The organism is Chryseobacterium sp. BIGb0232 (genome assembly GCF_024810195.1).
Lineage (GTDB): Bacteria > Bacteroidota > Bacteroidia > Flavobacteriales > Weeksellaceae > Chryseobacterium > Chryseobacterium pennae.
In genome coordinates, this window is sequence record NZ_JANUEH010000005.1 from 15,332 (window position 1) to 38,261 (window position 22,930).

Consider the following 22,930-nt stretch of genomic DNA (forward strand, 5'->3'; position numbering starts at 1 on the left):
ATTTACACAAAACTAAGCAATGCATTGCAATCTGAGATTGATTTTTGATGAATTGGGAAAAATTTATATTATTGATAATTTCTATGAATATTGTATAGATGAAGGATAAACTCTCTCAGAGAGTAAACGTTAATTTTTAGAAAGAATATTTTTTGCCACGTATGCCCGAATTTTTTCATTTTATTCGTGCATTCGTGGCTATAAATAAAGATTTTAAAATATTTTTTGAGATTGAAACAGAGGTTCCTATTGGTAATTTTTAATCAAGCCTTTCACTACGGTAATTACATTCGGCATTGCTTTATTTGCGGCATTTAAAACTTCTTCATGAGAAACAGCAAAAGCAATGTCTGGCCCACCAAGATCAGTAATTACAGACATACAGAATGCATCCATTCCCATGTGTCTGGCAACAATTACTTCAGGAACGGTACTCATTCCTACCATATCACCACCGATGGCTTTAATCATTCCGTATTCGGCAGGAGTTTCAAAAGTAGGGCCTTGCAGGGCGACGTAAATTCCCTGATGGATTTTAATATTGTTTTCTGCAGCAGCCTGTTCGGCTACCGCAATCATTTTTTTGTTGTAAGGTTCGCTCATATCCACAAATCGTGGTCCAAGCTCGTCGATATTTTTGCCACGAAGCGGGTGTTCAGGCATCATATTGATGTGATCTTTTAAAATAACGATATCTGCAATACTGTAGTCAGGATTTACGCCGCCACAGGCATTGGAAAGAATCAGATTTTTAATTCCCAATAGATGAAAAACTCTGATCGGAAAAGTTACAGTTTCCATAGAATGCCCTTCATAATAATGAAAACGGCCACTCATCATCAATACTTTTTTCCCTTCCAGTATTCCATAGATAAGCTTTCCGGTATGTCCTACCACAGTAGTCTGTGGAAAATTGGGGATATCTTTGTATTCTAAAATATGGATGGGTTCTACTTCATTCTGCAGTTTCCCAAGTCCGGACCCTAAAACAACAGCAAAATCAGGAGTTTCCTGAATGATCTTTCTAATGAAATCAGCTGTCTCATGAATTTTTTCTAACATAATCTAAGATGATTTGATTGAATTCTTCCTTCTTATCAATAATGACATTGATAGGCCAGTAGTAAACAATTTCTCTAAGATAATCAAAAGTTTTCAGACGAACATAATCTTTCTCTGTGGTTAATATCAGCTTATATTCTCCTAATTTTTTATACTCCGCAAGGATTTTTTTAATATCATCATCCGTGAAATTATGATGATCTCTGAATTTCAGATGGGTAACTCTTTTTGAAAATTTTGCCAGATGTTCCAGTAATGGTTTAGGATTCGCAATTCCGGTGATCAGTAAAATATCGTAATAGTTCAGGTTATTATCCGGAAGCATTTTATCTTTTCCGTAAACATTTTCATCATAACCGATAGATGAAAAGAATACTTTTTGGTTATAAGAAGGTCTGATTCTTGAAATATAATACCTTTTGGTTTCCTCCGTCAGTTCATCAGGGCATTTACTGACCATAATAATATCTGCTCTCCTTGAGCCCGCTCTGGATTCTCTAAGGTCTCCGGCAGGAAGAAGATAGTCTTTAAAAAACGGATCATTAAAATCAGTCATCAGAATATTGAACCCTGCTTTGATCGCACGGTGCTGCATTGCATCATCAAGGATCAAGGCTCCAAGATCCATATCTTCGATTACTTTTTTGGCTCCGGGAACACGTTCTTCTGAAACAGCAATGACAAAACGGTTTTTAAAACGTTCAAAAAGCTGCATCGCTTCATCCCCTACAATCTTGTAGTTACTTTCATAATTCGTTACTTCATAGCCTTTGGTAAGCCTTCCGTAACCTCGTGAAAGAACTCCGGTTCTGTAATGTTTGGATAAATACTGGGCAAGATACATCACCATTGGTGATTTTCCGCTTCCGCCCACGGAGAGATTTCCGACATTGATTATCGGTGTTTTGAATTTCGTTGATTTAAAAATCCCCAGATCATACATTGTGTTTCGGATACCCGTTACCATATGATAAGCAAGGGAAAAAGGATAAAGGTACCATCTTTTCATACGAATGCAAAAATAGGAATTTTCATAAGCATTGGAGTAATATTCTCAAAGAGTTTTCAACAAATATTTGTTAAATTAAAGTATTTTTGTGGAGTTATAATAATACTTTGAGATACTTTATAGAATTTTCTTACAACGGAAAGAATTATTTCGGCTATCAGATACAGCCGGACGCTATTTCCGTGCAGGAAGAACTGGAAAAAGCCCTTTCCACCATTTTAAGAGAAGAGATTAAAACTACCGGTGCCGGAAGAACGGACACAGGTGTTCATGCCAAAAAAATATTTGCTCATTTTGATACGGAGCAGGAATTGAGTGATGAACTTCCACGAAGACTGAACAGTTTTCTTCCACCGGATATTTCCATTGAAAGAATTTTTAGGGTGAAAAATGATTTTCACGCCCGTTTTGACGCTACCTACAGAACCTACGAATATTATATTTCGTTGGAAAAAAATCCATTCACCCAGGAATCTGCCTGGCAGCACTGGAAAAGGTCTTTAGATATAGATAGAATGAATGAAGCATGTAAGATTCTTTTTGAATATGAGGATTTTACCAGTTTTGCCAAATTAAAAACCGATAATAAAACGAACATCTGCAAAATGTATATTGCAAAATGGGAACAAAATGGAGCTGAACTGAAGTTTACTGTTTCTGCCAACCGTTTTCTTAGAAATATGGTTCGTGCTATTGTGGGAACGATGGTAGAGGTCGGTACAGGAAAATTAAAACCGGAAGACCTCCGAAGAGTCATTGAAGATAAAAACCGTAATGCTGCTGGAACGTCTGCTCCTGCCCATGGATTGTATCTTGTGGATGTAGGGTACGAATTTTAAATAAAAACTAAAAAACTATAGTCATGTTATCAATTCTTATTCTTATTGGAGCTTACCGGTATTATGCACGGTTAGCAGAAAAATTCGGAAAAGTGAAATGGCATCTGGGGCTTCTGGCTATAGGAGTTTACCTGGGAACTCAGATTATTTTAGGAATGTCTTATGGCGTTTATTTAGCTTCCACTGATCCAGAGGCTGTAAATAATGTAAGTTATACAGGTTTTTCTGCGGCTAATCTGGTAGGTTGGCTACTTTCTCTTCTTGCAGTATGGGGTGTTTATCTGCTTCTTGAAAGAAAATATAAGCAAGAGAATCTGCAAAAGCCCTCTATAGAAATTCAACAGATCAGTAAGGGTTCGGAAGAATCGCAGAATTAAAAACAACCCTTTCAACATACTCAATAAAAATGAGGGTAACTGCGAAAGATATTCATTCTGTAAATGATAGGTATCTTACATTTTCTATAACGATTTGCAAAAGTTGTACGGGCTGACAATTTATAAAGTCTTATTTTTGCATAGAATTTTAATTCTTTTCTTCGATTCGTATAATGAAAAAACAAGATACCTGGGGAATTGTAAAAAGGCTGTTCTTTATCGGAATGAAGTTTCGTTCTTGGTTCATCCTTACTTTAGTAATTTCCGTAATACTCTCAATAGTTTCTACTTATAGACCATACCTTACCATGAATGTGGTGGATAATGACATCACAAAGCTACAGGACAAAGCTTTGATGATGAAACATATCTATATCCTTGTGGGATTGGTGTTTGCCGAAACGGTTTTAAACTTTTTCCTGGTTTATTTTTCAAACTTTATCTCACAGAATGTAATCCGGGACATTAGAGAGCGATTATACTCTAAACTGATTTACTTTAAAACATCTTTTTTTGATAAAACTCCTATCGGTCAGTTGGTAACCCGTGCTGTAGGAGACGTAGAAACCATTGCAACAGTATACACGGATGGATTTCTAATGGTTTTTGGAGATATTCTGAGAATTGTATTTGTATTGATTATGATGTTCAGTACAAACGTTCATCTGAGTTATATTACCTTGGCCATTCTGCCTTTAATGGTGGTGATTACAAGATTTTTCCAGAAAAGGCTTAAAAAAGCTTTTGGTGATGAAAGAAACTGGACATCAACACAAAATTCTTTTGTACAGGAAAGACTGGCAGGAATGCCGATTATCCAGGTATTCAACAGACAGGAATCTGAGTTTAAAAAATTTGATGATATCAATATTACTCTGAAAGGAGCATTGCTGAGAACTGTTTTCATTTTCTCATTATTCTTCCCGGTAGTAGAACTTATTTCATCATTATTTATAGGATTTATCCTGTTTTATGGAGGATATATTACCATCAGTGCCGGAGTAGTCATTGCTTTTATACAGTATATATCCATGCTGATCCGTCCTTTGAGACAGATTGCAGACCGTTTCAATAATATCCAGAGAGGAATTGTAGGCGCCGAAAGAGTATTGGGATTAATGGATGAAGAAAATTCTATGACCAATACAGGAACAGTGAAAAAAGATCACTTTGCCGGTAAAATTGAATTCCAGAAAGTGCATTTTGCTTATGATGAAAAGCAGGAAGTATTGAAAGGTATTGATTTTAAAGTAAATCCCGGAGAAACAGTGGCCATTGTAGGAGCTACAGGAGCCGGAAAATCTACAATTATCAGCTTGATCACAAGATTGTATGATATCAATTCAGGAAATATTCTTATTGATGATGTGGATTTAAAAGATTATGAACTTTATAATCTGAGAAGCCATATTGGGGTGGTATTGCAGGATGTTTTTCTGTTCCACGGAAGTATTTTTGAAAATCTGGCGTTTGGTGATGATAGTATTACACTGGAAAAAATAAAAGCAGGTGCTAAGGAAATTGAAGTAGATCAGTTTATTGAGAAACTTCCGGGTGGTTATGACTATGTGGTAAGTGAAAGAGGCTCTTCAATCTCTTTAGGGCAAAGACAATTGCTGTCGTTCCTGAGAGCTTATCTGTCTGATCCTAAAATTTTAATTCTGGATGAAGCTACTTCTTCTATTGACCATGAGAGTGAAAAATTGATTCAGCGAGCTACGGAAAAAATTACCAAAAACAGAACCTCTATCATTATTGCCCACAGGCTTTCCACGATTGAAAAGGCGGATAAGATCATTGTGATGGAGCACGGTAAAATTGTTGAAGAAGGAAAGCATCTGGAACTTCTGGATAGAAATGGATATTATGCCACTCTTTACAAAGCACAGCTTCGACATGAAGTGGAACTTGAAGAAGAAAAGAAGTAATAAATAAAGAAATATAGGATTTATTAAGAAATCTCTAGTTCAATATTTGGAATACATAATGGCTTAGAAAATAGTTGAAAAACTATACTCTAAGCCATTATAATTTATTAATTAATGTCAGATAAAATCGTATAATTTGAAATGTTATTAACATTTTGAACCGCAGCCATGCTGAATTTATAAGCATTGAAAATCTCCATGCTGACAATCCATCTCAAGGTATTACCTTCTCTAAAATAAATTTTTCCGGTTGTAACATCATGAATTAAACCATTATCTGCAAGTAATGGACTGTCAAATCCTTTTGCGGTAAGGACTGTAGCTTCCATACGTGAATTAAAAGTATATCTGAAAGTCTTAGGTGAAGTAAACAGACCATTCCATGTCATTTCTGAAGCAACATGCCTCCAGCTTCCTCTGAAAAGTATGCAAAAGTATACATTTCCATTTTCAGTTACTTTAATAAAATCTCCGTTTTTACTAGATATGGGTTCTCTAACTCCTTTTGCCTGACTTTGAGTCGTAGATATTGTTGGTGATGTCAATACAGTGTTTTCATTGTCATCATTAGAACAAGAAAGGGTGAGTAGTGCCAGAAATGAAGCACAAATAATTTTTTTCATAGAAATTAGTCTATTATTTATTTTAAGCCTCAAAGATATATGTTTTAAATTATTTTATCACTATTTGGTGTAATATAATGTCTTTATTTCTTTTTATAGCGGCATAAAATATCAGTGTAATATTCAATAATAATATCAAAGTTTTTCAATTTTTTATTTTTTCAAAAAAAGATTCAATATTACTATTAAAAAAGAGAGCTAATTGCTCTCTTTTTTGTTTACTTCATTTAATTAAAATTGTAATTTTTTAGTCAGTACCTTTCCATCTTTTAGCACTACATTTACTGTGATGACTGTGCTCTTTTGATTGATAGGAAGTCTAAATTCAGAAGCATTGATGTCTGTTCTGTTTACCAATAGCTTTCCTGATGCATCATAGATATGTAATGAAGCAATTTTTGATTCCCCTTTTACATATACTGAATTTTCATCCTTGATGATGAATGAGTTATTCTTTGAAGTTACATCGTTTACAGACAATGTGGCCTGTGGTACTATGGTGACGGAATAATCTTCTACTTGCCCATATTTTGGTGTATAACATGATGTGATGATAGTGCCTGCTATATCACCAATAACTCTCATTCTTAAAGGCGTATTCAATACAGCACTTGATGGAGGAGTTACGGAGGCGGTAGCAAATGAGCCATTAGCTACTCCTGTCTGATTCAAAATAAGCTCTGTAGTTTCATCAAATTGGCCATCATTGTTGTAATCAATATAGGCTTTTATAAGGTGGTTGTTGCTTGTTCCCGGAGCAACAGTGATTGTGGTCGCTGTGTTGCTAGGAATTGTGGTTTTACTGGTCCCCAGGCAATAGCTTCCGGTAAAATTTTCATAGAAATTATTGATTGGCTGTTTGTAATTGTTGGAAGAATTGTTGATACTTCCAAACTTTACAGCAGTAATTCCGATGTTATAATTTCCAGGAGTGCTTATTGTTGTTGGAGTACATGCATTGGTAAGGGATACATTATTATTATTGGGGGTTATACTTGAAGTAACCGGAGAGTTGATTAAGGATTGTCTGAACTTAAGAAGTTGTGCTGTGGCACGATCGGTTTGTCCTTGGGTAAACAAGTCTCTGAAGCAAAATGTATAAGACATTACATTTCTTTCTCCACCAGCATATACAAGGCTTGTACATGGGTTGATTTGTCCGGCCTGGCAGTTTCTTGGAACAGAAGCATGATAAAGACTTTTCATAGGTTCAGTATCACATACCAAATCTCCATTCAGGGTACAGTCGGTATTTACCGGGCAATCTCCTGTAGTAGCGTTATAGCCTTCGTGGGTATGTCTTAACCCTAAAGCATGACCAAATTCGTGGGCTAAAGTCTGTGCATTGACTGCCGAGGCACTCGTGGCCATGAAAGAATAATCGTTACTCCCTCCTGGATAATAAGCATAACCATTTAATCCACCAGCGTTGGAAGTCAGTTTTTTCACAACATAGATATTATAATACTTGCTGGTATCCCATTGCCCCATAGCAGTAATCTCTGTTGCGGGTACTGCATTCGTCGTATTGTCATCATTTACCCCGCCGCTTACGTATTTTGGAAGTCCGGAAGCATCAATTCTATTGATTCCATTGGTTGCATTGCAATTAGGATCTATCTTCGCAAAAACGAATTTTACAGGTAAAGCTGAACTTGTAGCAGCCATTCCACTGGATGAGCTACCTGCAAAAACACCATTGGTATAGTTTACCCAGGCAATAATGTCTGCATCAGACTTATTATTAACATTTCCTATTGGGCTTCCGTCACCTACAACGTGTACAACGATGGGAATTTCATATATCTGGTTTTGGCCATTCTTAGCAGCCAGTTTTCCAGTTTTTATCATTTTGGATAATTCCAGATTGAAGGTTTCATCCTGGATCTTTTCGTTCGGGAACTTGGCATAATGTTTTCTCATTAATTCGTCAGTTCCACATTCTAAAAATTCCACATTCTGTGAATAAAAATTTGAAGATAAAGTTGCTGTAATAAGCAGAAATAATAGTTTTTTCAAAGTTATTTATTTAAGTGTTGTTTTTTTGTCCGCCAAAAATAAATAAAAAAACTATAAAAATCAGTGCTTTTTAAAGCTGCAGAAAATAAAGTTTTGGGTAGTATCGAAAGGAGTAGTGTGATCTTCCCCAATACATTGAATCTTATCGAAATCTCCTTTAAATTTTGTAGAAAGAGATTCCTCATCATATTGCTGAATATCAAGTCCACTGCATTTAGCAGGCCCATTTTTGGAAAAAGTTCCTAAAACAAGGAAGCTATTAATACTTTTCTTTGCAATGTCAATATATTTTGCAACCTGTTCTGAAGTAGTCAGGAAATGGAAGGCAGCTCTGTCATGCCAGATATCATAGGTTTCTGTAGGTTCAAAAGTGGTAATATCTGTAGCAATCCATTTAATTTTGCTTGCACTGTCACCCAGTCTTTGTTTTGCTTTTTCCAAAGCTTTGGCAGAAATATCCAATACGGTAATGTTTTCATAACCTTCTTCAAGCAGAAAATCAACAAGATTACTGTCTCCGCCGCCAATGTCTATGATTTTCGCTTCTTTTCCCAATCCGAAAGAATTAATAAAATCAAGAGAAGTCTGAGGCTTTTTCTGAGTCCAGCTTACCTGATCGGGATTTTTAGTTTCGTAAACATTTTCCCAATGGTTTTTATTGTCGGAAGAATTCATATTTCCTTTAACTGATTATTTATTTCCTCAAATTTATTAATTAATCCGTCAATTTTCCCCTGTTGTTTCTTAATTGTTTTAGGTCTGATATAAAACCAGTTGAAAGCGATCCACAATAGAGTAACGGCATAAGTCAGAATTGCATAAACAGATGACATTTTTGAAGCGTATTCATACATATACAGGCATATTCCGAGAAACAGCATCATGAAGTATATATTAAGCATGGTGGTCTGCATAAATTTCTGTTTGTTCTTTACCCGATAGAGATTCTGAAGATAGTCGCTGTTGGATTGGGTGTTATCAATTTTATAAAAGATCATAAACATCCTGTTGTAAGCCAATAGAAAGATAACCATAGCCAGAATAACAAGTACGATTCCAATCTTTGTACTGATCAGTTGAGGCTGGTAACGATACCAGATAAAAGCAATACACAAGCTGGTTGCAATCAGTAAAAGGTTAGCAAGGATAAGTTTACGAAGGTTTTCATTTTTAAATTTTTTCAGAGTATTGAGAAGCTCTTCTATATTAGGTTTCTTGGAAGTCTGCTGTTTCCAGATATTTTTAAAATCAATATTAGTATCCATTGTGCTTAAATTTTTGTGTTAATTTTTCTTTGATCCTGTGGATTTTTACCCGGATGTTAGATTCCGAGAGTCCTGTAATCTGAGCTATTTCTGCCTGCTTTAGTTCTTCCAGTTCCAGAGAGATGATAATTCTGTCTGTTTCCGGAAGTTCTGAAATAAACTGATAGAGCAGCAGTATCTGAGGTTCCATAGATTCCTGTTTTTTCTCTTCCAGATTAATGGGTAAATCTGTTTTAGAAAATCTTTTTTCTTTTTCTATCTGTCGGAGGCAGTTGTTGGAAGCAATTCTGAAGATCCATGTTCCGATTCCTGATTCATTTCTGAACTTCGGAAGTTGCTGCCAAACGATGATGAATGTTTCCTGAGCAAGATCCTGAGCGAGGTCGGGATCATTTACATATCCCATGCACAAGCGGAAAATTTTTTGCCAATAGGTTTCGTAAATATCCTCAAATACCATTATTTTGCGGATAAAAAGTTATTAAGCTGGTTAAAATACCATTCTTTGTCATCATACATAATGAAGTGTAATCCTTTTGTGGAATATTGAAGATTAGCATTTTTAAGATTGGAGTACTGTGCTTCAATGGATGGTTTCATAAATACAAAATAAGACTCTAAAAGAATAAGAGAGGGGCACTGTATGTTTTTGATAGTTTCCCTAAGATCTGTATTAGAGAAATCACAATACATTTTTGCAAATGTTTTTCTGTCAGATTTCATACTCCAGTTAATCACAGTTTCCTGCATAGAAGTGTCAGCCAAAAGGCGTGGGATAGTCTGAGTCTGCATTTTTCGAAAGTTTTCATCGGGCATTGCTGTAAACTTACTGATGGTGGTTGAGCAGTCATTGTTTTCCTTGGATTTAAAATTAGGGTCGGAGATTGCTGCCAGGCAAGGTAACGTATCTACAATTACAATTTTACCTGCCAGCTCAGGATAATCCGAAGCAATTGCCAGAGCGAGTCCACCACCCATACTGTGTCCAATGATAATGGGCTTTTCAATTTTATTGTTCTTTATATAAGCTGCAATTCCCTTTTCCCAATCTTTGAAGCTGGCCTCAGCATTGGGTTTTGCTCCTGCAAATCCTGCCATAGTTAAAGTATAACAGGTGAAATCTTTTTCAAACTTTGCAGTTGTTTCGTTCCATACATCTCCTGAAGATGCAAATCCGGGAATCAGAATTAAAGACTGTTTTCCCTTTCCGGTTTTCTTCACCTCAAACGGGTATGTTTTTTCCTGACCAAATATATTACATACTGCTGCAAAAAATAACATGATGATAAGAAGGAATGTGAATTTTTTCATGATTTCTAAAGTTTTAAGGTTTATTTGTCTTTTAGAGACGAGAGTTTTTAAAATGTTACACTATTTTTTAGTTTTTTTTGAAAAAATATTTTTTTCGTTGAAAAGGCTTACTGTAAAGGAAAGTATATGTTGAATTTTTTTTTTACCATCTTCTTAAGGGGGTTGCATTTTCTTAAATAAATATGATAAATATCATGATGAGTACGATGTATACGTTTGTTTCTCCGTATTCCCTCTCTGGTGGGTGATTAATTATGGTTGTGAAATGAATTGTATTTTGGTTGTTTTGATAAATAAAACGAATAAATAATGGTATAAAGGTGTTTATATTGATAAAATTTGCTAAATTTATTAAAAATTTAAGTCGCTGCCCCGGGAAGTGATGGGGTAGATCGGCAAAAATGAAATTTTAACTAAAAAACTTAAAAATATAAATGAGCAGTAGTATCCAGGATGAATTTAAAGTCTTTAAAGACGAGCTAAAAAAACTTAATATTGAAGTACAGAAAGTCGTAAAAGTAGGAAACGGAAGTATGGATTTTCATGAAGTTTTCTACAAATCACCACGATATGAAGAGGTGAAAACTGTGTATGTTCAGCGTCATAATCTGGACAGTATGATAGAAAAATTTAAACAAGCTTACCATTAAAATAAACCCGGCGCCGCAGAGAATCTGCGGCGCCGGGTTTATTTGTCTGATATTTTATAAATCAAATTTTTGTATTAAAATCTGTATCCCAAAGAAAGTCCACTTCTGAAGCCTGCCCACGGCCCGTCCACTTTTATTTTTGCTCCATTAGCATTGGTTTCCACAGTGTATTTTACAAACGGAATATCCAGATTTTCTATTTCTTTTTTTAATTGTGACTGCATATCTGATGTAAGAACATAATCAGAAGTCATCGTAAAGTCACCTTTTCCACTTCCGTAATGAGCTCCGGCAATCCAGAAATCAAGGACCAGATTCTGGTTTCGGGTAAGGAAAAACTGAACTCCTACCATAAGTCCGCCGCTATTGCCCTTTGTATTTCCCTGTCCTTTAAGGGGGATCTGATAGGTATTCCCATCCGGTCCGTTATAATCATAGTAGAAATCAAAAGTATTGGAAGAAACATCCGAATAGCGGTAATAAGGAGCGAAATAAAATCCTTTTCCATATCCTTTCCCGATATAGAACCTTGGTTCAATGGTGAAATTGGTAGCTTTTACTCTTAGGTTTTCAAATCTTTTTTCATCCTTATCCTTCAGAAAGGCATTGATAAAAGGGACTTTGCCTTCCGGCATTGTTCCGAAACCAATATTCAGGGAAAGCCATTGATTAAAAGCCCGCTCATAAGACAGGTTGATATTCCTGAATGCATAAGCGGTAACATTCGTCTTGACGATATTCATCTTTTCAGCTGAAATATTTTGATCCTCCTGTGCCTGTAATACTGAAAAAAGGAGACAGGGGATGAAGAGCATTACTTTTTTCATAATCTTATATTTTGTGATGTAAAAAAATAGCAGCAAAAAGTGGGCTGAATTTAACATAATAATTAAAATTCACAGAAAGAACACTTAATTTGTCAATGGTATTGGTGTTTTTTTATTTTAAAATTAAAGGTAATGTAATACATTTCAGGAATAGATTGTCATAAAAGTATAATCCATTTCAGACATGAGAAAAACTATATATACCATTTGCATTTTTTGTGGAACCTTCGTTTTTTCACAGGAAGCAAAAAATGATACGGTGAGTACTTCAGAGACAAAAGAGCTTCAGGAAATTATTGTAAAGGCACAACGTAAGAAGCAGTTTGCTGATAAAGCAGTATATACTTTTGATAAAGCAGCGCTGGAAAAAGCCCGGTATGCAAAGGATTTGCTAAGTATACTTCCTGAGCTGCAGCTGGACCCGGTTTCAAATACGATTACAAGTACAAAAGGAGGTACTGCTTTATTTCTCATAAACGGAGTGGAAGCAACAGACATGCAGATCAGAAGTGTAGCGCCCAGTGAAGTGGTAAAAGTAGAATATTATGATATTCCACCGGCAAGATGGGCAACAAGAGCGGATATTGTAGTCAATATTCTGACCAGATCTACTGAAACGGGATATGTTTTTGGGGCAGAAGGATTTTCAGCAGTGAATACAGGCTTTGTAAATGCATCTGCGTATGCTAATTATACAAAAGGCAAGAATGATATAGGATTGGAATACTCTCTTAATGTAAGGGATTACAATGACAGAAGGGTAAACAGTATTTATGATTATCAGTTGGATGGTAAACATTATCGGTCTAATGAGGACAGGAAAGATCATTTTGGCTATACTTATCAGTCTGTAGCATTGCGTTATACCCGTTTGGTTCCTGATAATTATGTGTTTCAGGCAAAAATGAATATGAATATTTTCAGCAGGTTTTCAAAAGGAACCGGACAAAGTATTTTTACAACAGATAATGCCATTGAAGAGCATGCAATGTTTAAAAATAATGGTTCAGATTATGTAATTCCTAAGCTGGATCTTTATTATTCTAAAAAAATAGGTCTAAAAGATGAGTTGAGTATTAATGTCGTAGGTTCCGATTATACCACCAATTCTTCAGAAACAGCTAAAGAATGGGTTACAGGAACCGGTCTTTCCGTATATGACAACGATATGATTTTAAAGGCTAAGCAGACAAGTTTTGTGGGAGAGTTGGCACATACTCATGATTTTAAAGCAGGAAAACTTTCGTCAGGATATCGTATTTCAAACTCTTCAATTTCTAATGACCTGAACAATCTTTCCGGATACACTCAATATAAGGTTACTTATCTGGAGCAATATCTTTACAGTGAATTTGCCGGGAAAATAGAGAAGTTCAGCTACCGTATCGGGGTAGGGCTTACCAATATTCATAATAAAAGTGCAGAAAATACCTTTGATGAGTGGTCTTTTACTCCAAAAGTAGTGTTGGCTTATCAGCTTAAAAATAATCAGAGCATCCGGTTTACCAGCAGTTATAAACCTATAAGTCCGCTGAGTAATGCACTCAGCAGTAATGTCGTTCAGCTTGCTCCCAATATTGTACAGAAAGGAAACCCTTTCCTTACATCTCAGCAGAAATGGACCAATAGCCTTACATATTCGTTGAACAACAAGTATTTTGATTTTAATGTGAATGTGTCCTATTCTTACACAGACCGGGTGATCAATCAGTATTATATTTTGGATAATACTTTTGGAGGTTATGCACTGACTTATGAAAACGGAAAGTATGCTCAGCAGGTTGGAGCCTTTATTTCAGGGTCTTTTAAGCCTTTCGGGAACAATCTTTTAGTGGTAAAAGCTAATTTGGCTCCCACTTTTGAAATGGTAAAAACCGGTACCGGGGCAGTAATTAAAAATGATTATCTCGCCAACTATTTTGTACTGTCTTCAGAATATAAAAATTTCTCTGCTCAATATCAGTTCAATATCCCAACGTACAGTCTTAGTGGTGCTTTTTTGAATACTAATGAGAATCAGAATAATGTTTTTATCAGCTATAAACATAAAAACTTTACTTTTTCTACAGGGATGTACTGGATAGGAATGCCTTCCGAATATAAAACGAAAAGCTTATCTGAAAGTTTGGTGGATTATAAAGTTCATACACAGATCATGAACAACAAGTCTATGTTTGTAATAGGCCTGAGCTATGATTTTTCTAAAGGAAAAAAAACTGAGGTTCAGAAAAAACTGAATAATGATACAGCACCGGCGGCTACTTTCTAAAAATGCTGGAAGCGAGATGCTGGAAAATACTAAAGGCATAAAGAGAATTATAATTATTCTTTAGGGCTTAAACCAAACAGATCAAAAAAATCTCGTTCATTAGCTTTGAACGAGATTTTTTTATTATCATTTCTTGATGAATTTTATATTCTTTTTCGTTTCAGAATTTTTACCACTTACCTCAATGAAATAAGAGGCGGGTGGAAGATCAGAGATCTGTATGTTTCCTGAATTCAGATCTGCAGTTTTGATAAGTTTTCCATCCAGACTGTAGATATTCGCTTTTGAATAGTTTTCTGTATTTCCTTTAAATCCAATAAAATCCTGTGCAGGATTAGGATAGATACTAAAGCTTTCTTTTTTATTTACTTCATGGGCTGCCAGTGTTGCGATAGTCAATGCCAGAGAACTGGTGGTGGTTTGGTTGATGCTCAGGGCAGGTACCGATAAGTTGACTGTAGTAGAACTCAGCAGTGGATATCTGTGAGAAGCATCATAGTAAGAATAAGCGGTATTGGTAACAGAACCCAGAGGGTTTAAAAAGGTGATGTCCAAAACAGAATATAAATTAAAATTCTGTATAAATTTTACCCGGAGAATATTATTATAAGTGTGACCACCCAGGATCAATGTTCCATAAGCATCGGCCTCAGTAGAAGTAGTACCCACACATATTCCGTTAATTAAAGTTGACGAAAAAGTTCCTTTGGCGGTATCATTCTGAGCAGGTCCGTAGGTAATAGGATAAGTCATATAAGTCCCATTATCCATACTCAGATTCAGAGTAACCTGAGGGTTTACAATTCCTGTGATCTCTAATTTTGTGGGGGAGGCTTTATAAAGTATGGAGGTTGTTCCTTCAAACATTTTAATATTGGTGCCTGGGAAAGTAGTGATTTCACTTGCTGCAGGGGGTAGATAACTTACTAGCGCCGGTGCACCCAAAGTAAGACCGTTGTTTGAAAATGTAGCATTGGCTCCGGTTGCAGAATTATCCACAGTTCCGGTGATGATTTTGTTGTCCACAACATCGTTGAGGATAGGATCATGAGAAGCTTTGGTAAGCGTAATCTGCGCTGAAAGCATAGCAGAAGCTCCCAACAGAAAAAGGATAGATTTTTTCATGGCCAAATTTTTTATTAAAGTTAGCTAAAAAGATGAATCAAATTTCATTGTAATGTGTTTTTAATGAAATATTTAAATAATTATATCTTTTTATTTAAAAAAATATTTTAACAAGAAGTAGGCTTCATGTGAAATAAAAAACCGCCCATAGTATCGGGCGGCTGTTCTGTGTATTAAATATCTATAAGTTTAGTTGCTCATAACCATTTTGCGATAAGCGTAAATATCTTCAATGGTTACTACACTCATATCTTTTTTGATGGCAAAATCTACGATTTCCGGAAGTCTTGCCATAGAACCATCTTCATTGGTAAGTTCACAAAGTACTGCATCATCACCAAGATTAGCCATTTTTACAAGATCTACACTGCCTTCTGTGTGACCACGTCTTTCAAAGACTCCATTTTTTTTGGCGATTAGTGGAAATACATGTCCCGGGCTTGCAATATGCTCCGCCTGCGCCTCTGCAGCAACTGCTGTTCTGATGGTCGTTACGCGGTCTTTAGCTGAAACTCCGGATTCCACGCCTTCTTTGGCTTCAATAGAAATGGTAAATGCAGTCTGATTTTTTGAATTATTGTTTTCCACCATCGGACGAAGGTTCAGATGTTTACTTTTCTCTTCAGAAATGCATAAGCAGACGATACCGCTGCATTCGCGGATCAGAAGTGCCATGTCCTGTTCTGTAATAGTGGAAGCGGGAAAGATGATATCACCTTCATTTTCGCGGTTTTCATCGTCTACTAAAAGAATACCTTTTCCCTGTTGTAATGTTGAAAGTGCTTTTTCTACACGTTCTTTGGAGGTTGCTCCGAATTTTTCTAATAATTTTTCCATGTTATTTTACTTTTAAAAGTTAAAATAGTCTTCGGTACATGGAAATGAAATACGATACCGCAAGAGCCCAGAAAGGATCTTACCGTACGTTTCATTTTCTTCTCCCATCCAGACTTTAACTGTCGGTTTTGGAATTTCACCAAATCAGTCCCTTCAGATGAAAGGAGTCGCGGACTGTAACCGCCGGTAGGGAATTTCACCCTGCCCCGAAGAAAACTTATACTAAGTTTTGCTGTATGTTTTAATTTAAATTTTTATTTCATTAATTATATTTAATACACAGGCTGCTAATTTCGGAAAGATTTTTGAGATAGAAAAGGCTTTGGCAATAGGATTTATCAATAACTGATGGGTTGTAAATAAAAATCCATCCCTGGATTGGGATGGATTCTGTTGATTATATTTCAGGAATTCCGGAAGAGTATTGTTTATAAAACCTCTTTTCCGGATTTATAAAATTTGATGATTTTATTTCTTCTATTCTCTATATTATTTAATCAGTTTTAAGTTTTCGTCGTATAATCCTATCAACAGACTGTTTCCGTCTTTGTCTGTTTTTATTCCACCATATTCGGCGGCATCGTATTTTTCTGACTGTCCTTCCTGGAAAAAGAAAGACTCGGCGCCGATATTAATTCTCCATTGATTGGGTGAGGTATATTTGATGAGGTGTTCTCCGGTTCTTAATGGAGTAGGGCCTTTTTGAAAGCGAACCTGTTCGGCAATTCCTTTTGTATCAAGTTTTACCACACAATAGCCACGTTTGGGAATCTTTTCCGCATTAATGTTATTCGCGATATCATACCGTAAGTTCATATAGTCACCCTGCATCAGTGAGCGCGGATCCACGGGTGCCAGCTTTAATAAGATGGGTTGTCCGTTTTTTAGCAAAGTTTCTTTTTCCACTACGGAATAATTAAAGTATACCAACAACAGAACAAGGTTGAGAATGATGATAAGCCATTTATATTTATTCATTTGCTGTCAGTTTTTTGTGAGTGAAGAAGTAAATTGCCAGAAAGCTAATTCCTGATCCGAAAAGGAGTATGGATTTGATCAGTAAGGTAAAACCAAGGTCGTAATAAAAACGTCCGATAAAATAGATCAGAGCAATGATGGCTAAAACCAATCCTGTTCTGTAATTGACAAAAAAGCTTAACAGAATAATCAGGACTGCTCCCGATATGGTAGGTGTTAGTAAAGTGGGCAGTAAAAATAAAACAGTAAGAGTGTAAATAATAATTTTATAAGTTGTACTGGTTACCTTTAATGTTCTGAATAGAAGAAATACAACATAAAGGATAGCCAGCATAATCACAACAGACGGGATCCAGTCATAATAATGCTCTGTCAGGTGGAGAAAAGATGCCAGTCCTGAAAATACAAGAGTAAATATAAATGAAAAGACCATTCCTGCCCGAACCGGATCATACAGCTTAGACAATATCTTGTTTTTGGTAATTATTTTTGCTTCCTGAAGAAATAGGAATGTTATTATTACTGTTTGAAATATAATAATTGCTGAGATCAGACTGTAAGTATCATGAGTCTGAGAAAATGCAACTATACTTCCATTGATGATCAATACTGAAATAAAGGAAAGGATATAGCTTTGAACCAGAAACAAGGTGCATAATGCAAAGACAATGAATACCATGTAGACGCTGTCTCCTTCGGTAGAAAGAGCAAAGCCAAGGAGAGCAAAACCAGTAATGAAAAAAGAAACACTTAAGGTATCTATAATTGTTTTTCCGGATATTCTGCTGATCAGCGAAGAACCTGCAATACAGATTACACCCAATATACCTGCTCCTGTGGGAGAATCAAAAACCTGAAACAAAAAAATAAAGCCCAGGAAGGTAAGACATGCCATCATTCCACCAATTATGGATAATATTTTGATAGATAATGATTGGTGATTATTGTCTTTTTCCTCATAAGCTGCCATAATAGAATCTTCATCAAAATGAATTTCCCTGTTACTCTCAGTCTGAAGATGATCCATCAGTTTTTTTATATGTTCTCTATTTGTCATTTTTCCATTTTTTTTGAAGGTTCATCAGATTTTTAATAATGAGGGTGATGCTCACAACTATGAAAAAGAAAACCAATAAGAATATGGCCTCACCATCTACTGTCTTGAACAGTAAAGAGCAGATAATAATGACAATACTCAACGGAATAATGGCAAAATAAAAGCTGTTTTTCGTTTTGAAACCATACCAGATTCCTGAAGCATATACAACAGTGCTGAGTGGAGCTAGAATGTATAACGATGTTTTATGAATCTCAGTAATATCCAGACAAAGTCCAAATGTCGATATACTGATAACGGCCAATGCTAAAATGTTGGTAAACCAATGGGGAACATGAATCTTTTTATAATGAGATATAAGAATTGAGCTGATTAAAATAACTGTGTTAAGGATAAATATCAGAATAAGAATACTCATGTTTTCCCAGTCTTTTGCTACCTGCTGAGAGTATAAAACAAGGGTGGTGTTTATTAAAACTATATAGAGAAGCCATAAAGGGGCAAAATCTGATATGATCACCCAAAGTGTTATAAAAAGAGTCCAGGCCAGAAAAAAGTCATAAGCATCGGCACCGGTTTGATAGATCTGTCCGAATACTGCAAACAGAACTCCTACTAAGGCTGATGCTCCTGTAAGGATGATATTTCGGATGTTGCTGTTGATTTTAGGAAGTACCGCTAAACCTGTAGTGGTAATAACCAGTATTTCTGTTAATCCGATTTTTGCAAATTTAGGAAGCTCTGCCCAATTGTAAGCAAAGAAGAAAATAATTCCGGATACGGTAAGCCCTATTCCCAGACTGATCAGGAATAATTTAAGAAATTTTTGCCAGGCTTCTGTGCTGCTGTAAATGGTATCTTTAAGAACTGTTTTGATTTCTTCTTCACTCAGATTGCTGTGCCGGCTGAGGATTTGGAGATCTTCTCGTTGTATGTTTTTCATTTAAGATATGTTAAGTGCTGACAGTTTGTACTGTCCTAATATAAGTTGTTGTTCAGTTTCTGTATATTCTTATTGCTGAAGTTTATTAGGTATCGCAGGAAATATGGTCCCATTTCTGATCTATATAATTAATCAGCCAGTTGAGGAGAGCATAATGTTTTTTTTATAAACAATGCTGGTTCTATGATATTGAGTTAAAAATAATACCTGATGATCAATTAAGGTTGACTAAAATCATTCCCTTAGTATCTTTTCCATTTTTTTTCCTTTGGCCAATTCATCAATCAGCTTATCAAGATATCGGATTTTCCTCATCAGTTCATCTTCTATTTCTTCTACACGATATCCGCAAATAACTCCTTTGATTAATGCAGCGTTAGGGTTCATCCTGGGAGCTTGTTCAAAAAAGGTCTTAAAATCATTTCTCTGATCCAGTTGCTCCTGAAGTCCTTGCTCATCATAACCGGTAAGCCAGTGAATGATTTCATGAACCTCAGATTTTGCCCGTCCCTTTTTCTCCGCCTTTTGAATGTAATGCGGATAAACACTGGCAAAAGCTGTGGTGAAAATTTTTGTATTCTGCATGGCTCGGGGATTCAGTATTAAACTAGTTTTTTTAAAATTCCATCAAGTATAGTATTGAATTCTTCCGGCTTTTCAAGCATAGGATAATGTCCCACTTCTGTCATGGTTACATAGTTGTAATCCTTTAAATATTTGCGATTAGCATCTATATTTGTAGGAGAAGTATCCGAATTAATAGCGATTACCGGAATTTGAACCTGCTCTGCAATGGTTGTAAAATCGGTTTTGTATAAAGGTTTGAGAAGATTGATGACCATTTCCGGCTCGTTTTGAAGGAATTCTTTTTGTAACCTTTCCTTTACAGCAGCAGGTGTTTTTCCTGCAAAAAGATACTGAGGCAGGAAGTTTTCCACTGCATATTTAAAATCTGTTCTGTAATGGGAAAACATTATTTCCTCTGCCTGTTCCTCAGTAAAAGATTCATCAAGGTTCTTTAAAGTGTCTACCAGAACAAGAGCTTTTACCTGTGGAATTTTCAACGAAGCTTCAAGAACATAAGCTCCGCTCATTGAATGACCTACGAGTATAATGTTCTGTGAGTCTATGGCGTCAGCTACCGCTTTTATATCATCAGCATACCGGGAACTCGTCCAGTCATTTCTGGAAGAATCAGATTTACCGTGGCCTGCCAGATCTATTTGTATAACACGATATTTGGGTGCAAAATATTTCTGCTGATCTGCCCACCATTCAGTATTGCCGAGCCAGCCGTGGATCATGATGATTGCTGTACTTCCGTCTCCGGATTCTCTATAATGAATTTTTTGACCATCAGAAGATATTGTATATTTTTCCATGATTTTTTTTGGTGTATAAATAATGTTTAGAAACGAAGGTACAAAAAGGCTGTGGAATTCAAGGTAAAGCTTTCTGTAGCTTACCTTTGCTGCACTTTAAATAAAGTAATTGTATAATCAAGTAATTTTAGATCTCCATATTCACCATGCCCCGGAATAACGATTTTTACATTAGGATATTCTTTTTTTACTTTTTCAACTGTAGCGGACCAGTCTGAAACATTGGCATCACCTAAATATCCTTTACCAGCTTCCAGTTCTTTTAGCAGGCAGCCTCCAAACAATACATTTTCACTGGGAAAATATCCAACTGTATTATCTTTTGTATGACCTTCTCCTAAAAATTTTGTAATCGTTTTTTTATCACCTACTTTTAATACCAAAGAGTCGCTAAAGCTGTTTTCAGGAACAGTAAAGTTATTTTCCCGCGCCAGATCAATAGTTTTGGAATAGGCATAGGAAGAGATGTGGTGGTTATGAAATGCCTGTAATCCACCTAGACTGTCATCATGAAAATGAGTAGGAATAATGGCATTAATTTTTGAATGAAGGGTTTTATTGATCCATTGAATCAGTTCTTCTGAACCTTTGTCATTTGTTGGAGTATCAAATACAATAGTTTCATCAGCAACTTTTACAATAAGGCCATTACAGGGTACGTTTCCGAAATCATTGGTCTGCTTAAAAGAAGTATGGATAAAAGAATTCTCAGAAATCTGAGTAATGATAAGCTGATCAGACTTATAAATTTCTTTTGCTTTAAAATTACTTTGCTGCTGAGTGTTACATCCTGTAAAAAGAAAGGAGTATAATAAGATGATGAATGTATTTTTAGTAATGTTTCTCATTGATTTGGTGTTTGATGTAAAAATATAATTTTATATTAACGTAAACACGAAAATACCCCCGGAAATATGATTTTTCAGAGGGTATTGAAGTAATTGAAGTTGTTTATTATGAGGTTGGTTCCGACTTGATGTTAATAATCATTACAGCATAAGAATTTCCTGTAATGTCTTTTATTTCGCATTTGAAGTAGATGAGGTTCTTTAAAAATTTCTGTTGAAAAACTTCAATCATAAATTCTGTTCCAATAGGCATTGCTTTGGAGGCATAGCCTTCCAGACTGTCGATTTCATAAGAGCCTTTGTTTCCTAGAAAATTGAAAACCTCTCTAAGGACACAGTTGGCGATGAAGACAAAAGGAACAATTGGGTGGTTTTCAAAATGTCCTTTACACTGATTTAGGGTAAAAGGCATGATGGATATGGTGAACTGATGCGGGTCCGCAGTATAGTTGATTTTGCCTTCCGGAAGTTTTTCATCGTAAGTTTCAATAAGAGTATCATCGAAAAAATCTTTATAAAAAACTCCAAATGCATCCTGGGAAATGATATGATAATCAAGTTCAAAAGAATACAGGATCTCTCCAGATTGCTTATCTTTTGCATTAAGACATGATTTGCCTTTTCTTTTGGATTCCAGATAGCTTCCACCGGTAATCAAAAGAGTGTCAGGAATAGCTTTATAGGATAATTTTCTGATTCTTAATTTTTCTCCAAGGAAATAAATCTTTTCTTCAGAAGAATTGTTTAGCAGTTTGTATAGGCTGCAGCTTCCTAATGAAGCAAGAGCTTTCAAGAGATAGGTGAGATTTTCATTGCTGAAATCCCAACCGGATATTTCTGTTTCTATGCTGTGATCATTAAAAATAATATGTTCCGGAATATTAATGTACGGAGCAGTTTCTCCAATATAGGGAATGATTTTTTTCTGGATGTCTGGTGTTGTCATGGAATGAGGGGATTAAATTGTTTTCATTGTTTTGTGGGTGATTTTCTTCAGTGGTGAGGTGATAATGATGCTCTTATTTTTTTCTTCATGTAGAGGGGGTTGATCTTTTATGTATATCTTTTTATAGTGATTTATTTGTTTTTTAAAATTACAAAAAAAATAATTATAAATATTTATGATTAAAATATTTATGTCGTCTTTTTGCTATTGAAAACTCATTTTTTCTGTGTTAAATAAGGAATGAGAGTATGTGTAAAAAAGTTATCCACATAAAATTATCCACATCTTTTTTTACTCGCGGAAAACTTTATGTGGATAATTTATTTTGTTTAAATATTTTAATATTAGTGTTTTAACTGTTTTATTTAAATGACGTTAAAAAGTTATCCACATTTGTGAAATAAAGATTTTCTTTTTTTTTAAAGTTATCCACATATTTTTCCATATTCCCTGTAGGTCATAGATTTTATTATTCTTTAAATGAAAAGAATAGCGATTAAAGCGAAAATTTTTGTTTATTTTAAAATTGAATATTGCTAAAGACTTTCAATATATTTTTCTATGATTCTGAAGCCCAGCCAGTAATTCATAGATTTTGGTAATTAAATCTTAAATGACAGATAATACTGTAACAA

23 protein-coding genes and 1 riboswitch are annotated in these 22,930 nt (G+C 35.4%); of the genes, 5 read left to right on the forward strand and 18 right to left on the reverse strand.

Annotation, left to right across the window (positions count from 1 at the left end):
* Positions 1 to 246: 246 nt before the first annotated feature.
* Together M2372_RS13225 and lpxK are read right to left on the reverse strand one after the other, a co-directional pair.
* Positions 247 to 1,062, reverse strand: coding sequence for a purine-nucleoside phosphorylase (locus M2372_RS13225; protein WP_115970278.1), 816 nt, complete (start codon positions 1,060 to 1,062; stop codon positions 247 to 249).
* Positions 1,043 to 2,071: a tetraacyldisaccharide 4'-kinase gene (gene lpxK / locus M2372_RS13230; RefSeq protein WP_115970279.1), complete on the reverse strand. Its 1,029-nt coding sequence runs from the start codon at positions 2,069 to 2,071 to the stop codon at positions 1,043 to 1,045. The genes M2372_RS13225 and lpxK overlap by 20 nt, the downstream gene beginning before the upstream one ends.
* Positions 2,072 to 2,178: 107 nt before the next feature.
* Between lpxK and truA the strand changes: the two genes are divergently transcribed.
* The 3 genes from truA (at position 2,179) to M2372_RS13245 (ending at position 5,215) form a co-directional block, all read left to right on the forward strand.
* Entirely contained in the window at positions 2,179 to 2,910 is a 732-nt protein-coding gene (gene truA, locus M2372_RS13235; RefSeq protein ID WP_123320839.1) for a tRNA pseudouridine(38-40) synthase TruA, read from the forward strand.
* 23 nt (positions 2,911 to 2,933) lie between these two features.
* A complete protein-coding gene (locus M2372_RS13240; protein ID WP_123320838.1) occupies positions 2,934 to 3,287 on the forward strand; it encodes a hypothetical protein in 354 nt (117 codons plus the stop codon).
* A gap of 173 nt (positions 3,288 to 3,460) precedes the next feature.
* A complete protein-coding gene (locus tag M2372_RS13245) occupies positions 3,461 to 5,215 on the forward strand; it encodes an ABC transporter ATP-binding protein (RefSeq protein ID WP_115970281.1) in 1,755 nt (584 codons plus the stop codon).
* A 107-nt stretch (positions 5,216 to 5,322) separates the two neighbouring features.
* Here M2372_RS13245 and M2372_RS13250 read toward each other — a convergent pair whose 3' ends face one another.
* From M2372_RS13250 to M2372_RS13275, 6 genes are all read right to left on the reverse strand, one after another.
* A complete protein-coding gene (locus M2372_RS13250; protein ID WP_123320837.1) occupies positions 5,323 to 5,838 on the reverse strand; it encodes a hypothetical protein in 516 nt (171 codons plus the stop codon).
* Between the two features lie 231 nt (positions 5,839 to 6,069).
* Positions 6,070 to 7,857 carry a GEVED domain-containing protein gene (locus M2372_RS13255; protein WP_123320836.1) on the reverse strand — a complete coding sequence of 596 codons (1,788 nt, stop codon included), beginning with the start codon at positions 7,855 to 7,857 and terminating at the stop codon, positions 6,070 to 6,072.
* Positions 7,858 to 7,917: 60 nt separating this feature from the next.
* Positions 7,918 to 8,532 carry a class I SAM-dependent methyltransferase gene (locus M2372_RS13260; protein WP_123320835.1) on the reverse strand — a complete coding sequence of 205 codons (615 nt, stop codon included), beginning with the start codon at positions 8,530 to 8,532 and terminating at the stop codon, positions 7,918 to 7,920.
* Positions 8,529 to 9,122 (reverse strand): hypothetical protein, encoded by a 594-nt coding sequence (locus M2372_RS13265; RefSeq protein ID WP_123320834.1) that lies wholly within the window; start codon positions 9,120 to 9,122, stop codon positions 8,529 to 8,531. The genes M2372_RS13260 and M2372_RS13265 overlap by 4 nt, the downstream gene beginning before the upstream one ends.
* Positions 9,112 to 9,582, reverse strand: coding sequence for an RNA polymerase sigma factor (locus M2372_RS13270; RefSeq protein WP_115970286.1), 471 nt, complete (start codon positions 9,580 to 9,582; stop codon positions 9,112 to 9,114). Before M2372_RS13270 ends, M2372_RS13265 begins: the two co-directional genes overlap by 11 nt.
* Complete coding sequence (locus M2372_RS13275) at positions 9,582 to 10,433, reverse strand: alpha/beta fold hydrolase (protein WP_115970287.1); 852 nt, start codon at positions 10,431 to 10,433, stop codon at positions 9,582 to 9,584. The genes M2372_RS13270 and M2372_RS13275 overlap by 1 nt, the downstream gene beginning before the upstream one ends.
* Positions 10,434 to 10,867: 434 nt before the next feature.
* Between M2372_RS13275 and M2372_RS13280 the strand changes: the two genes are divergently transcribed.
* Positions 10,868 to 11,083 (forward strand): hypothetical protein, encoded by a 216-nt coding sequence (locus tag M2372_RS13280; RefSeq protein WP_115970288.1) that lies wholly within the window; start codon positions 10,868 to 10,870, stop codon positions 11,081 to 11,083.
* 74 nt (positions 11,084 to 11,157) lie between these two features.
* Here M2372_RS13280 and M2372_RS13285 read toward each other — a convergent pair whose 3' ends face one another.
* Complete coding sequence (locus M2372_RS13285) at positions 11,158 to 11,910, reverse strand: DUF3575 domain-containing protein (RefSeq protein WP_228455776.1); 753 nt, start codon at positions 11,908 to 11,910, stop codon at positions 11,158 to 11,160.
* A gap of 184 nt (positions 11,911 to 12,094) precedes the next feature.
* Here M2372_RS13285 and M2372_RS13290 point away from each other — a divergent pair, with 184 nt between their 5' ends.
* Positions 12,095 to 14,179 (forward strand): outer membrane beta-barrel protein, encoded by a 2,085-nt coding sequence (locus M2372_RS13290; RefSeq protein ID WP_123320832.1) that lies wholly within the window; start codon positions 12,095 to 12,097, stop codon positions 14,177 to 14,179.
* 126 nt (positions 14,180 to 14,305) lie between these two features.
* Here the strand turns inward: M2372_RS13290 and M2372_RS13295 are convergent, their stop codons facing one another.
* The 9 genes from M2372_RS13295 to M2372_RS13335 all read right to left on the reverse strand — a co-directional run bounded on the left by M2372_RS13295 (position 14,306) and on the right by M2372_RS13335 (position 22,295).
* Positions 14,306 to 15,304, reverse strand: coding sequence for a T9SS type A sorting domain-containing protein (locus M2372_RS13295; RefSeq protein ID WP_123320831.1), 999 nt, complete (start codon positions 15,302 to 15,304; stop codon positions 14,306 to 14,308).
* 189 nt (positions 15,305 to 15,493) lie between these two features.
* Entirely contained in the window at positions 15,494 to 16,141 is a 648-nt protein-coding gene (ribB, locus tag M2372_RS13300) for a 3,4-dihydroxy-2-butanone-4-phosphate synthase (RefSeq protein ID WP_115970296.1), read from the reverse strand.
* Positions 16,142 to 16,233: 92 nt separating this feature from the next.
* Positions 16,234 to 16,359: riboswitch (FMN riboswitch) on the reverse strand.
* 271 nt (positions 16,360 to 16,630) lie between these two features.
* Complete coding sequence (locus M2372_RS13305; protein WP_123320830.1) at positions 16,631 to 17,119, reverse strand: GDYXXLXY domain-containing protein; 489 nt, start codon at positions 17,117 to 17,119, stop codon at positions 16,631 to 16,633.
* Positions 17,112 to 18,176, reverse strand: a complete 1,065-nt coding sequence (locus M2372_RS13310) for a DUF4401 domain-containing protein (RefSeq protein ID WP_123320829.1) — start codon at positions 18,174 to 18,176, stop codon at positions 17,112 to 17,114. Before M2372_RS13310 ends, M2372_RS13305 begins: the two co-directional genes overlap by 8 nt.
* Positions 18,166 to 19,119, reverse strand: a complete 954-nt coding sequence (locus M2372_RS13315) for a DUF2157 domain-containing protein (RefSeq protein ID WP_123320828.1) — start codon at positions 19,117 to 19,119, stop codon at positions 18,166 to 18,168. Before M2372_RS13315 ends, M2372_RS13310 begins: the two co-directional genes overlap by 11 nt.
* Before the next feature lie 234 nt (positions 19,120 to 19,353).
* Positions 19,354 to 19,704: a DUF2200 domain-containing protein gene (locus M2372_RS13320; protein WP_123320827.1), complete on the reverse strand. Its 351-nt coding sequence runs from the start codon at positions 19,702 to 19,704 to the stop codon at positions 19,354 to 19,356.
* Positions 19,705 to 19,721: 17 nt separating this feature from the next.
* Positions 19,722 to 20,501: an alpha/beta fold hydrolase gene (locus tag M2372_RS13325; RefSeq protein WP_123320826.1), complete on the reverse strand. Its 780-nt coding sequence runs from the start codon at positions 20,499 to 20,501 to the stop codon at positions 19,722 to 19,724.
* Positions 20,502 to 20,581: 80 nt separating this feature from the next.
* Positions 20,582 to 21,349 carry a CHM family subclass B1 metallo-beta-lactamase gene (blaCHM, locus tag M2372_RS13330; protein WP_123320825.1) on the reverse strand — a complete coding sequence of 256 codons (768 nt, stop codon included), beginning with the start codon at positions 21,347 to 21,349 and terminating at the stop codon, positions 20,582 to 20,584.
* 106 nt (positions 21,350 to 21,455) lie between these two features.
* Entirely contained in the window at positions 21,456 to 22,295 is an 840-nt protein-coding gene (locus tag M2372_RS13335) for a hypothetical protein (RefSeq protein ID WP_123320824.1), read from the reverse strand.
* Positions 22,296 to 22,930: the final 635 nt, after the last annotated feature.